General features: G+C 68.4%; 10 protein-coding genes and 1 tRNA gene. 7 read left to right on the top strand and 4 right to left on the bottom strand.

The window, feature by feature from the left end; all coding sequences use genetic code 11:
• Positions 1-29: 29 nt before the first annotated feature.
• The 7 genes from phoB to KK131_RS11670 all read left to right on the top strand — a co-directional run bounded on the left by phoB (position 30) and on the right by KK131_RS11670 (position 8,242).
• Entirely contained in the window at positions 30-719 is a 690-nt protein-coding gene (phoB, locus tag KK131_RS11700) for a phosphate regulon transcriptional regulator PhoB (protein WP_214556913.1), read from the top strand.
• A gap of 73 nt (positions 720-792) precedes the next feature.
• The gene (gene phoR, locus KK131_RS11695; RefSeq protein ID WP_214556912.1) at positions 793-2,061 is read left to right on the top strand and encodes a phosphate regulon sensor histidine kinase PhoR; all 1,269 of its coding nucleotides are present in this window, start codon (positions 793-795) and stop codon (positions 2,059-2,061) included.
• Positions 2,062-2,137: 76 nt separating this feature from the next.
• Positions 2,138-4,240 carry a polyphosphate kinase 1 gene (gene ppk1 / locus KK131_RS11690; RefSeq protein ID WP_214556911.1) on the top strand — a complete coding sequence of 701 codons (2,103 nt, stop codon included), beginning with the start codon at positions 2,138-2,140 and terminating at the stop codon, positions 4,238-4,240.
• Positions 4,241-4,325: 85 nt separating this feature from the next.
• Positions 4,326-5,843 carry a Ppx/GppA phosphatase family protein gene (locus tag KK131_RS11685; protein ID WP_214556910.1) on the top strand — a complete coding sequence of 506 codons (1,518 nt, stop codon included), beginning with the start codon at positions 4,326-4,328 and terminating at the stop codon, positions 5,841-5,843.
• 69 nt (positions 5,844-5,912) lie between these two features.
• The gene (locus tag KK131_RS11680) at positions 5,913-6,635 is read left to right on the top strand and encodes a peptidylprolyl isomerase (RefSeq protein ID WP_214556909.1); all 723 of its coding nucleotides are present in this window, start codon (positions 5,913-5,915) and stop codon (positions 6,633-6,635) included.
• Between the two features lie 7 nt (positions 6,636-6,642).
• Complete coding sequence (locus KK131_RS11675; RefSeq protein ID WP_214556908.1) at positions 6,643-7,371, top strand: UDP-2,3-diacylglucosamine diphosphatase; 729 nt, start codon at positions 6,643-6,645, stop codon at positions 7,369-7,371.
• A 37-nt stretch (positions 7,372-7,408) separates the two neighbouring features.
• Positions 7,409-8,242: a methyltransferase domain-containing protein gene (locus KK131_RS11670; protein ID WP_214556907.1), complete on the top strand. Its 834-nt coding sequence runs from the start codon at positions 7,409-7,411 to the stop codon at positions 8,240-8,242.
• Between the two features lie 604 nt (positions 8,243-8,846).
• Here the strand turns inward: KK131_RS11670 and KK131_RS11665 are convergent.
• The 4 genes from KK131_RS11665 to KK131_RS11650 form a co-directional block, all read right to left on the bottom strand.
• Positions 8,847-8,939, bottom strand: a tRNA-Ser gene (locus KK131_RS11665).
• A 77-nt stretch (positions 8,940-9,016) separates the two neighbouring features.
• Positions 9,017-9,223, bottom strand: coding sequence for a carbon storage regulator CsrA (gene csrA / locus KK131_RS11660; RefSeq protein ID WP_214556906.1), 207 nt, complete (start codon positions 9,221-9,223; stop codon positions 9,017-9,019).
• A gap of 267 nt (positions 9,224-9,490) precedes the next feature.
• Complete coding sequence (gene alaS / locus KK131_RS11655; RefSeq protein ID WP_214556905.1) at positions 9,491-12,118, bottom strand: alanine--tRNA ligase; 2,628 nt, start codon at positions 12,116-12,118, stop codon at positions 9,491-9,493.
• 83 nt (positions 12,119-12,201) lie between these two features.
• Positions 12,202-12,705 carry a regulatory protein RecX gene (locus KK131_RS11650; RefSeq protein ID WP_250887229.1) on the bottom strand — a complete coding sequence of 168 codons (504 nt, stop codon included), beginning with the start codon at positions 12,703-12,705 and terminating at the stop codon, positions 12,202-12,204.
• Positions 12,706-12,757 lie beyond the last annotated feature (52 nt).

Raw genomic sequence — 12,757 nt, 5'->3', positions numbered from 1 at the left:
GCCCGTCACAAGCCAAGGCGGACCACGGCGTGCACAAACGCATCCTGATCGTTGAAGACGAGACCTCGATCCGCGAAATGATCGCCTTTGCCCTGCGCAAGGCCGGCATGGACGCGATGCAGGCCGCCGATGCCCGTGCCGCCCAGATGGCGCTGGCCGAACAGGTGCCCGACCTGATCCTGCTCGACTGGATGCTGCCGGGCATGAGCGGCCTCGAACTGGCCCGGCGCCTGCGCAAGGAAGAACTCAGCCGCGAGATCCCGATCATCATGCTCACCGCGCGCGGGGAGGAAATGGATCGCGTCAACGGCCTCGAGGCCGGCGTCGACGACTACGTGGTGAAACCTTTCTCGACCCGCGAGCTGATCGCCCGGATCAAGGCCGTGCTGCGGCGCAGCCAGGGCGACGACGGCTCCGGCGTGGTCGAACTGGGCGGCCTGCGCATCGACGGCCCGGCGCACCGGGTGTTCGCCGGCGACGAGCCGGTGCCGATCGGCCCCACCGAATACCGCCTGCTGTACTTCTTCATGACCCATGCCGAGCGCGTCTACTCGCGCACGCAGCTGCTCGACCACGTCTGGGGCGGCAGCGTGTACGTGGAGGAGCGCACCGTCGACGTGCACATCCGCCGCCTGCGCAAGACGCTGGAGCCGTGGAAGCTGGACGAGCTGGTGCAGACCGTGCGCGGCACCGGCTACCGCTTCTCGACCAGCACCTGAGCCGGCACGGGCCAGCTTGCGGTATGCGCGGCTTTTGCCGATGCTGGTTCGCCTTCCACACCCCGGCGCCAGCATGACTCCGCCCATCACGCCTTCCTGGAAACTGCCCGCGGCACTCGCCGCGGCGCTGGGCGCCGGCGCCGTACTGGGCTGGCTCGTCGGTGGGCACGTGGCCGCAGGCGTCGCCCTGGTCGCCGTGGCCGAAGTCGTCTTGCTGCTGACCCGGATCCGTCATCAAGCGCGGGCCATGATGACTGCATCGACTGCCGTCAGCCCTCTCCAGCATGACCGTTTCATGACGCGTTCCCGCCGCCTTGCCTCCTCCCTGCGCGATCTTCGCAACGTTGCCGGCCAGTTGCCGGATGCGGTGGTGCTGCTCGACCGGCAGCAGCAGATCCGCTGGTTCAACCACGCCGCCGAGAACCTGCTCGGGCTGCGCCGCCCGGATGATCGCGGCACGGCGCTGCAGCAGCGGCTGGCCGGCTCGGAGCTGGCCGCCTGGCTGCGCGGCGGCGCGCGCGAGCCGCTCGCCGACGTCACCGCCCCCGGCCGGGCGGACAGCCAGCTCAACGTCAGCCTGCTGCCGTTCGGCGATCAGGAGCAGTTGCTGCTGGCGCACGACATCAGCCATCTGAACCGGCTCGAACAGGTGCGCCGCGACTTCGTGGCGAACGTGTCGCACGAGTTGCGCACGCCATTGACAGTGATTCACGGCTACCTGGAACTGCTCGACCCGGAGGACGTGCCCGAGCTGGCGGCGGTGCTGGGCGAGATGCGCACGCAGTCGAAACGGATGGGCCAGATCGTGGAAGACCTGCTGACCCTGTCGCGGCTGGAAACCCAGCACGAGGTCATCGACGAACGCGTGCCGATGGCGGCACTGCTGGCCACCGTGCGCAAGGAAGCCGAGGCGCTCAGCCAGGGCCGCCATCGCATCGTGCTGGAGTCCACCGCCGAGGCGGACCTGCTCGGCTCGCCGAAGGACCTGCACAGCGCGCTGTCGAACCTGGCCAGCAACGCGGTGCGCTACACCCCGGCCGGCGGCAGCATCACGATCCGCTGGCAGCGCGAGCCCGAAGGCGCGGTGTATTCGGTCAGCGACACCGGCTTCGGCATTCCGGCCTCGCACCTGGCCCGGCTCACCGAACGCTTCTACCGGGTCTCCTCCAGCCGCTCGCGTGAAAGCGGCGGCACCGGGCTGGGGCTGTCGATCGTCAAGCACGTGCTGAACCTGCACCAGGCGCAGTTGCGGATCGAGAGCACGCCGGGCGCCGGCTCCACCTTCTCCTGCCATTTCGGTCCGGCCCGGCTGCTCGCTCCCGGCGGCGGTGACGAAACCTGAGAGCCGGTTCAATATTCCCGGATGAAGCCGCGGCGGCGCGGCATGCAATGGCCCAGGCCATGCGCCAGAATGCGGCATGGCCCAGCCCTCCCCCACATCGTCCGCATCGCCCGACGCCACCGACCTGACCACCCCCGGCCTGTACCTCAGCCGCGAACTGGCCGCGCTGGAGTTCAACTTCCGCGTGCTGGCGATGGCCCGCGACGCCGCCGTGCCGCTGCTGGAGCGGCTGCGTTACCTGAGCATCGTGGCGAACAACCTCGACGAATTCTTCGAGGTGCGCGTGGCGATGCTCAAGCATCACCATGCCTACGGCTCGGCCGCCCCGGGGCCGGACGGCATTCCTTCCGGCGAGCTGCTGGCGCGCATCCGCAGCCGCGTGCTGGACCTGGTCGCCGAGGTCTACGCCGCCTGGCAGGAGCAGATCGGCCCGCAGCTCGACGCCGAGCAGATCCACATCCTCACCCGCAAGCGCTGGAACCCGCGCCAGCACCGCTGGCTGCGCGGCTACTTCGAACACGAGGTGCTGCCGGTGCTGTCGCCGCTGGGACTGGACCCGGCGCACCCGTTCCCGCGCATCCTCAACAAGACGCTGAACATCGCGGTGGTGCTGCGCGGCCGCGACGCGTTCGGCCACGAAGGGCACATGGCGCTGGTGCGGGCGCCGCGTTCGCTGCCGCGGATCATCCGCGTGCCGGCCGAGGTCAGCGGCCCCGGCGAGCACTTCGTGTTCCTCGCCGAACTGCTGCAGGCCTTCGTCGACCTGATGTTCCCCGGCCTCAAGGTGGTCGGCTCGTACCAGTTCCGGGTCACCCGCAACAGCGAGCTGATCGTCGAGGAGGCCGAGGTGGAGAATCTCGCCCTCGCGCTCAGCGAGGAACTGGTCGGGCGCGGCTACGCGCGCCCCGTGCGGCTGGAGATCGCCAACGATTGCCCGAAGGCGATCACCGCGATGCTGACCGAAAACTTCCAGCTGGACGACGCCGACGTGTACCGCTGCGACGGTCCGGTCAACATCATCCGCGCGGGCCTGATCTACGACTGGCTGGACCGGCCGGAACTGAAGTTCCCGCGCTTCAACCCGCAACTGCCGCCGGCGCTCGAGAGCGGGCGCAACAAGTTCGACCTGATCGGCCAGCGCGACGTATTGCTGCATCACCCGTACCAGAGCTTCGCCGCGGTGATCGACCTGCTGCGCCAGGCCACCGCCGACCCGCAGGTGCTGGCGATCAAGCAGACCCTGTACCGCGCCGGCGAGGACACCCCGCTGGTCGACCTGCTGGTGGAGGCCGCGCGCAACGGCAAGGACGTCACCGTGGTGATCGAGTTGCGCGCGCGCTTCGACGAGGAGGCCAACATCCGCCTGGCCACGCGCCTGCAGGAGGCCGGCGTGCAGGTGGTCTACGGCGTGGTCGGCTACAAGACCCACGCCAAGATGATGCTGATCGTGCGGCGCGAAGGCGACGCGCTGCGCCGCTACGTGCACCTGTCCACCGGCAACTACCACCAGGCCAACAGCCGGATGTACACCGACATCGGGCTGATGACGGCGAACCCGGAGATCGGCGAGGACCTGCACAAGGTCTTCCAGCAGTTGTCCGGCCTGGGCCCGATCATCGAGCTGAAGCGGCTGCTGCATTCGCCGTTCACGCTGTATCCCAGCGTGCTGGCGAAGATCGAGCGCGAGACTGCGCACGCGCAGGCCGGCCGGCCTGCGCGCATCGTCGCCAAGCTCAACGCGCTGAACGAGGCCCGGGTGATCGAGGCGCTGTACCGCGCCTCGCAGGCCGGCGTGGAGATCGACCTGATCGTGCGCGGCGCGTGCACCCTGCGCCCCGGCCTGCCCGGCATTTCCGAGCGCATCCGCGTGCGCTCGATCGTGGGGCGCTTCCTCGAGCACAGCCGGGTGTACTGGTTCGCCAACGACGGCGCCCCCGAGATCTACTGCGCCAGCGCCGACTGGATGGAACGCAACCTGATGCGGCGGATCGAGGTGGCGTTCCCGATCCTCGATCCCGAACTGGCCGCGCGCGTGTTCGAGGAAACCCTGGCCAACGGCCTGGCCGACAACACCCAGGCCTGGCTGCTCGGCAGCGACGGCCGCTACGTGCGCGCCGAGCCCGGCGACAACCCGCCGTACAGCGCGCAGTCGGGCCTGCTCGAGCGCTACTGCCAATGAGCCTGGCGATCCGCATGAGCCGCCGTTTTCACCCTTTCGCGCATGCATGCGAGAATCCGCGTTTTGCCGTCGCGGGAGCCCGGGCGTGAGTCCAGCCGAACAGACACCGATCCGCGACGGCGAACTGATCGCTGCCGTGGACATGGGCTCGAACAGCTTCCACCTGGTGGTGGCGCGCATGGAACACGGCGAGCCGCGCGTGATCGACCGCCTGCGCGACACCGTGCGCATGGCCGCCGGCCTGCGCGCCGACGGCACCCTGGACGCCGAGCGGCGCGCCCGCGCGATGGCCTGCCTGGCCCGTTTCGGCCAGCGCATCGCCGGCCTGCCGTCGATGCGGGTGCGCGCGGTGGCCACCAACACGGTGCGCCGGCTGGCCTCGCCGCAGACCTTCCTGACCACCGCCGAGGCCGCGCTCGGCCACCCGATCGAAGTGGTCTCCGGCCGCGAGGAAGGCCGCCTGATCTTCCTCGGCGCGGCGCACGACCTGCCCGCCTCGCGCGAACCGCGGCTGGTGATCGACGTCGGCGGCGGCAGCACCGAGTTCATCATCGGCCGCGGGCTGGCGCCGCTGCACACCGAAAGCGTGCAGGCCGGCTGCATCGCCTCGACGTTGCGCTTCTTCCCCGGCGGCAAGCTCACCCGCAAGCGCTGGCAGCGCGCGCGCAGCGAGATCGGCGTGCTGCTGCAACAGTTCGCCGAGGATTTCCGCGAGTCGGGCTGGCAGGACGCCTATGGATCCTCCGGCACCGCCAAGTCGATCGGCGCGGTGGTGCAGGCCATGAAATTCTCCGACGACGGCATCACCCCGGCCTCGCTCGCCGCGCTGAGCGAGGCGCTGATCGAGCACGGCCAGATCGGTACGCTCAAGCTGCCAGGACTGGTCGAAGAGCGCGCGCCGGTGATCGCCGGCGGCGTGGTGATCTTCGAGGCAGCCTTCGCCGCGCTCGGCATCGAGCGGCTGCGCGTGTGCGAAAGCTCGATGCGCGAGGGCCTGCTGTGGGACCTGCTCGGCCGCGCCGGCGGCAGCGACCCGCGCACCGCCAGCATCGACGCGCTGGCCACCCGCTACGGCGTGGATCGCGCCCAGGCGCGCCGGGTCGAGTCGACCGCCCTGATGCTGTTCGACCAGGTCGCGCGCGTCTGGAAACTGGATGCCGAGGCCCGCGAGTGGCTGTCGTGGGCATCGCGCGTGCACGAGATCGGCCTGGCCATCGCGCACAGCCAGCATCATCACCACGGCGCCTACATCCTGCGCCACGCCGACCTGGCCGGCTTCTCGCGGCAGGAGCAGCAGTTGCTGGCCGCCGTGGTCGAGATGCACCGGCGCAAGCCGGACAAGGCGGTGGTCGCCACCTTGCCGCAGCGCTATCGCCAGCTGGCCCGCTACACCACCGCACTGCTGCGCCTGGCGGTGCTGTTCCGCCGTGCGCGCCGGGCCGAGTCGCTGCCGCAAATGCGCCTGGCCGCCAGCAGCAAATCGCTGCGGCTGACCCTGCCGCTGGCCTGGTTCGAGCAGCACCCGCTCAGCGAGGCCGACCTGCAGCAGGAACAATCGCCGATGGCCGAGTTGGGCATCAAGCTGGACATCTCCAGCAGCTGATCGTGCCGACAAGCCAGGTTCCGCCGCGGCCGCGTATCATGTCCGGACGCCCAGACCATCTTGATGCCCATGTTGAAATCCCTGCTCGCCACGCTGCTCCTGATCCTGCCGCCGACGCTGGCGGCACAGACCGCCAAACCGGCGCCGGCCGCCACGGCCGCCACGCCACCGCCGCAAGTCGTGCTGCGCACCTCGCAGGGCGACATCACGCTGGAGCTGTATCCGGACAAGGCGCCGAAGAGCGTGGCCAACTTCCTGCAATACGTGCGCGACGGTTTCTACGACGGCACCCTGCTGCACCGTGCCATCCCCGGCTACCTGGTGCAGGGCGGCCTGTACACCCGCGACCTGCAGCCCAAGCGCACGCGATCGGCCGTCGCCAGCGAGGCCGACAACGGCCTGTCCAACCTGCGCGGCACTGTCGCCGTCGCCCGCGGTGCCGACCCGAATTCCGGCACCGCGCAGTTCTTCTTCAACCTGGTCGACAACCGCCGGCTGGATTTCGTCGGCAACCAGAGCGGACTGACCTGGGGCTATACCGTGTTCGGCAAGGTCATCAAGGGCATGGACGTGGTCGACAAGATCGCCGCGCTGCCCACCCGCGCACTTGGCCCGTTCGCCGGCGACGTGCCGAGCCCGCTGGTGCTGATCGAAAGCGCCCACGTGATCGGCGAGGAAGCCCCGGCCCCCGCCGCCAGTGCGGAAGCACCGGCCAAGGCCGCGTCGGCGGCCACCAAACCCGCCGCCGTCAAACCGGGCAGGAAAGCCGCCAAACCGGCCAGCAAGGGCTGACGTCACGATGGCCACCCTGTTCATCGCCGACCTGCACCTGGACCCCGGCCGCCCGCAGATCACCGATCTGTTCGAACGCTACCTGGCCGACGAGGAAGTCCGCCATGCCGACGCGTTGTACATCCTCGGCGACCTGGTCGAGGCCTGGATCGGCGATGACGACGACGCCGAACTGCCTGCACGCATCGCCACCGCCACCCGCGCCGTGCGCGACGCCGGCGTGCCGGTGTACTTCATGGTCGGCAACCGCGACTTCCTGCTCGGCCCTGCATTCGCCGCACCCGCCGGCCTGACCCTGCTCGACGACGGCACCGTGCACGACATCCACGGCCGCCGCACCCTGCTGATGCACGGCGACGTGCTGTGCACCGACGACGTCGCCTACCAGGCCGTGCGCAAACAGGTGCGCACGCCCGAATGGCGGGCGCAGATTCTGGCGATGCCGCTGCACGCGCGCCGCGCGTTCGCCGCCAAGGCGCGCGAGGACAGCAAGGCGCACACCGGCAGCACGATGGAAAGCATCATGGACGTCAACGCCGACGCCGTGGCCGAAGCCCTGCGCAAGGCAGGTGTGACCCGGCTGATCCACGGGCATACGCACCGCCCGGCCGTGCACGATTTCCAGCTCGACGGCGCGCCGGCGCAACGGATCGTGCTGGGCGACTGGTACGAGCAGGGCTCGGTGCTGCGGGTGGATGCGGACGGAGTCGAACTGCGCGGGCTGGCGGTGAAATGAAGCATCCCGCACGGGACAACCGGGGCATGGTGGCCGGATGAGTGCCTCGCCTGGCCTCCTCGGCGATACGGCGGCTCGCGACTACTCGCACAAGCTGCGGCTGTTCAATGCCTTCGCGGAACCCGAACTCCGCCGGGTCATCGCCAGCCTGGACCTGCAACCCGGGGCACGCGTCCTCGACGCCGGATGCGGCACCGGCGAGGTGCTGCGCTGGCTCGCCGATGAAGTGGGGGCCGATGGTGTCATCGTCGGCATCGATCTGGCGACGGCGCACGCAGCCGCTGCCCGCGCGAGCGCCCCGTCGACGGCGCTGGTGCTGCAGGCGGACCTGCTGAAGGCGCCGCTCCGCGGCGGGAGCCTCGATCTGATCTGGTGCATGAACACGATCAACCACCTGCACGATCCGGTCGCCGGAGCACGGCGGCTGGCCTCCCTGCTGCGCCCCGCCGGCCGTATCGCGCTGTGCCAAAGCTCGCTGCTGCCCGACATGTACTTCGCCTGGGACGCAAGGCTCGAACGCCTGGTCAACGAAGCAGTGCGCCAGTACTACCGCGACCGCTACGGCGTGAGCGAGCGGGATCTGGCGGCGGTCCGGTCCATGGTCGGCGTGCTGCGCCAGGCGCAGTTGCGCAACGTCGGCGCGCAAACGTTCGTGATCGAACGCGTATCCCCTCTTGGAGCGGCGGACGAGGCCTATCTGACCGAGGCCATTTTCCGCAACACCTGGGGAGCGCGGTTGCAGCCGTACCTGTCCAGCGACGACTACGACGAGCTCACGCGTCTTTGCGATCCGCAGCATCCGCAGTTCGCGCTGCGCCGGGCGGATTTCCACTTCGTGCAAACGTTTACGGTGGTGGTTGGGGAGCGGTGATGGTGGCGAGGTGATGGTGGCGATACGCAAAACGCCGCTTCGATGAGGTGCGCGGCAGCGTGGAGTCTGCGCGAGATTGTTCGGCCCATCCATGAGCCTCACCCTTCCGCGCTGCGCGCTCCAGGGCCTGCCTGCGGCTGTCCAAATTCGTTCCAGACGAATTTGTCGAACCGTAAGGGTTCGTCCACCACCTCTCTCCGCCAGATACGCAAAATGCCGCTTCGATGAGGTGCGCGGTAGCGTAGAGTCTGCGCGGGATTGTTCGGCCCATCCATGGGCCTCACCCTTCCGCGCTGCGCGCTCCAGGGCCAGCCTGCGGCTGTCCAAATTCGTTCCAGACGAATTTGTCGAACCGTAAGGGTTCGTCCACCACCTCTCTCCGCCAGATACGCAAACGCCGCTTCGATGAGGTGCGCGGTAGCGTAGAGTCTGCGCGGGATTGTTCGGCCCATCCATGGGCCTCACCCTTCCGCGCTGCGCGCTCCAGGGCCAGCCTGCGGCTGTCCAAATTCGTTCCAGACGAATTTGTCGAACCGTAAGGGTTCGTCCACCACCTCTCTCCGCCAGATACGCAAAACGCCCCTTGCGGGGCGTTTTGCGTATCTGGCGGAGAGAGAGGGATTCGAACCCTCGATAAGGTTTTTGACCCTATACTCCCTTAGCAGGGGAGCCCCTTCGGCCACTCGGGCATCTCTCCGGGGTTTTCTTCGCAGTGCTGCGGAGCCGGCAAGGATACCGACCGACGCGGACGAGGTAAAGCCTTAATTCACGCGATCAATGTTCGGCGGAATCGTCGGCGGGCGTGCCACTGATGTCGTGCTCGCCCTTGATCCGCTGATAGATCTCTTCGCGATGGACGGCCACGGTCTTCGGCGCATTGATGCCGATGCGCACCTGATTGCCTTTCACGCCAAGAACGGTAACGGTCACCTCGTCGCCGATCATCAGGGTTTCACCGACCCTGCGGGTCAGAATCAACATGATTGCTACTCCATAATGCTGTTGGTCACAGGCCTGCGAATCGACGGAGCCTCACCCCTGAGCACCGTTCTTCCACAGCTCGACGATTGATCCGCCGAAGGCCCTACCGCCTTCCCGGCTCACAGCCAAAACACTCCTGAGCGTCCTGACTGGCGATACAACCGTTTCCGGTAGCATCGACACCTGGCCGATAGTACTTGAGCCTTATTCGTAAGCGCAACGCGTCCGAATCCTGCCAAATAGCCCGCCGTTCATGCTCCGAACGGGCTACTGGGCCGCGATCCACTCGGGCAGGGCCGACAGGATCGCCGGCAGATCCGGCGCGTCGGTTCCGCCGCCCTGGGCCATGTCCGGGCGCCCACCGCCCTTGCCGTCGATCTGCGCGGCGACGTGGGCCACCACGCCGCCGGCCTTGATCCGGCCCAGCGCCTTGCCGTGCACCCCGGCGATCAGCGAGACACGGCCATCGGCCGCTCCGGCCAGCAGGATCACGCAGTCGCCCAGTTGCTGCTTGAGCTGGTCCACGCTGTCGCGCAGCGACTTCGCGTCGAGCCCTTCCAGACGCGCGGCGACCACCTTGATGCCACCGACGTCCCGGGCGGAATCGGCCAGATCGGCCGTGGCGGAACCGGCCGCCTTGCTGCGCAGCGATTCCAGCTCGCGCTCGAGCTTCTTCTGGCGGTCGAACAGCTGGCGCAGCTTTTCCACCGCCTCGTCGCCGCTGCTGGAAAGCAGCTGCGAGAACTCGGCCAGGCGGCGCTCCTCGTCGGCCACCCAGGCCAACGCGCCGGCCCCGGTAACTGCCTCGATGCGGCGCACGCCGGAAGCCACGCCGGCTTCGCTGACGATCTTGAACAGGCCGATGTCGCCGGTGCGCCCCACATGGGTGCCGCCGCACAACTCGGTGGAAAAGTCGCCCATCTTCAGCACGCGCACCTCGGCGCCGTATTTCTCGCCGAACAGGGCCATCGCACCGAACTCGATCGCCTGGTCGTAGCCCATGTTGTGCACTTCGGCGACCGCGTTGCGACGCACCTCGGCGTTCACCAGCGCCTCGACCCGGGCCAGCTCGTCATGGCTCATCGGCTTGAAGTGCGAAAAGTCGAACCGCAGCCGCTCCGGCGCCACCAGCGATCCCTTCTGCGTGACGTGGCCGCCCAGCACCTTGCGCAGCGCGGCGTGCAGCAAGTGGGTGGCCGAATGGTTGAGCACGATCGCCTGGCGCCGCGACGCGTCCACCCGGGCCTCGACCACGTCGCCCGCGCGCAGCGGCTGCCCGCCATGCCAGCGGCCGGCATGGCCGAAGAACACGCCACCCATCTTCAGCGTGTCGCCGACCTCGAAGCGGCCGGCTGCATTGGACAACGTGCCGGTGTCGCCGACCTGGCCGCCGGACTCGGCGTAGAACGGCGTGCGATCGAGGATCAGCAGGCCCTCCTCGCCTTCGCCCAGCTGGTCGACCTGCTTGCCGCCGCGCACGATGCCGAGCACCTTGCCGCCTTCACTCTGCAGCGCCTCGTAGCCGAGGAACACGGTGGGCCTGAGCTGGCTGGCCAGCTCGGCCGGCATCTGCCCCTTGGCCTCGAAACGACCGGCGGCGCGGGCGCGCTCGCGCTGTTCGTTCATGGCCTTCTCGAAGCCGTCCATGTCCACCTCGAGGCCGCGTTCGCGCGCGATGTCGGCGGTGAGGTCGACCGGAAAGCCGTAGGTGTCGTAGAGGCGGAACGCATCGGCGCCGGGAATAGTTTTTCCCGACTTCGCCGCTACCTCGTCGAACAGCCGCATGCCGTGTTCCAGCGTCTCGCCGAAGCGATGCTCCTCGGTGCGCAGCGCATCCTCGACGAACGCCTGCTTCGCCGGCAGCTCGGGATAGGCCTCGCCCATTTCCTCGACCAGCGGCTGCACCATCTTCCAGAAGAAATCGCCGCGTACGCCGAGCATCCAGCCGTGCCGCAAGGCGCGGCGGATGATCCGGCGCAGCACGTAGCCGCGACCTTCGTTGGACGGCAGCACGCCGTCGACGATCAGGAACGCACAGGCGCGGATGTGGTCGGCGATCACGCGCAGCGACTTGTTGGCCAGGTCCTTTGTGCCGGTCAGCTCGCCGGCGACGCGGATCAGGTGCGCGAACAGGTCGATCTCGTAGTTCGAATGCTTGTGCTGCAGCACCGCGGCAAGGCGCTCCAGGCCCATGCCGGTGTCCACGCACGGTGCCGGCAGCGGGCTCAGCGTGCCGTCGGGCGCGCGGTCGAACTGCATGAACACCAGGTTCCATATCTCGATGTAGCGGTCGCCGTCCTCGTCCGGCGAACCGGGCGGGCCGCCGACGATCGCCGCGCCGTGATCGTAGAAGATCTCGGTGCACGGACCGCACGGGCCGGTGTCGGCCATCTGCCAGAAATTGTCCGACGCGTACGGCGCGCCCTTGTTGTCGCCGATGCGCACGATACGTTCGGCCGGCACGCCGACCTGCTTGTTCCAGATGTCGAAGGCTTCGTCGTCGGTGTGGTAGACGGTGACCCACAGCTTGTCCGCCGGCAGCTTGAAGACTTCGGTCAGCAGCTCCCATGCATAGGCGATCGCGTCGCGCTTGAAGTAGTCGCCGAACGACCAGTTGCCCAGCATCTCGAAGAAGGTGTGGTGGCGCGCGGTATAGCCCACGGCGTCCAGGTCGTTGTGCTTGCCGCCGGCGCGCAGGCAGCGCTGCACGTCGGCCGCGCGCACGTAGGACAGTTTCTCGCTGCCCAGGAACACGTTCTTGAACTGCACCATGCCCGAATTGGTGAACAGCAGGGTCGGGTCGCTGGCCGGCACCAGCGAGCTGGACGGCACGATGGTGTGGCCCTTGGAGCGGAAGTAGTCGAGGAAGGCGGAACGGATGTCGGAGGTTTTCATGCGGATCAAGGTGGCAGGCGATAAAGGCCACGCCGCGGCCAGGCCGCCCGGCCCGTCAACCCATCATCTGCGGATGACGGATTTCAGGAAATATCGTCGGCTTCGTCCACATCGGCGTGGGTAACACTTCGTACTGTGGCGGCGGCAAAGCCGCGGCGCAAGAGGAATTGCGCCCGGCGGGTACGTTCGGCGGGGTCATTCGTGCCCGCGCCGCCATAGCGGCGGCGCAACTGGGCGGCAGCCGCGGTGTCCCAGTCGACCTCCGCACCCTCCAGCAATTCACGGATGCGGGCGTCGGGCAAGCCGTGGCTCTTCAGCTCCTGGCGCAGTCGCATGGGTCCGTAGCCCTGGGCGATCCGGCTGCGCAGCAGCACTTCGGCGAAGCGGTCGTCATCCTGGTAATGCTGCTCGCCGAGCCGATCCAGCGCGGCGGCGGCTTCGTCGCCCTCGTAACCGCCCTGGCGCAGCTTGGTCTTCAGTTCCTTGCGCGAGTGCTCGCGGCGCGCCAGCAGGCCCAGCGCCTTGTCGTACGCGCTGCGCTTCGGTTTGCCCGGATCGTCCGCGCCGGGGCGGCGCTTCATGGCCATGCAAACGGACATGGCCCGGGCGAGCCGGGCCATGTCTTGCGCTGGGGAACGC

This window comes from Rhodanobacter sp. LX-99 (assembly GCF_018599185.1).
Classification (GTDB): Bacteria; Pseudomonadota; Gammaproteobacteria; order Xanthomonadales; family Rhodanobacteraceae; genus Rhodanobacter.
The sequence above is the reverse complement of the archived record's forward strand: the minus strand, read 5'-3'. Positions and strand labels throughout refer to the sequence as shown.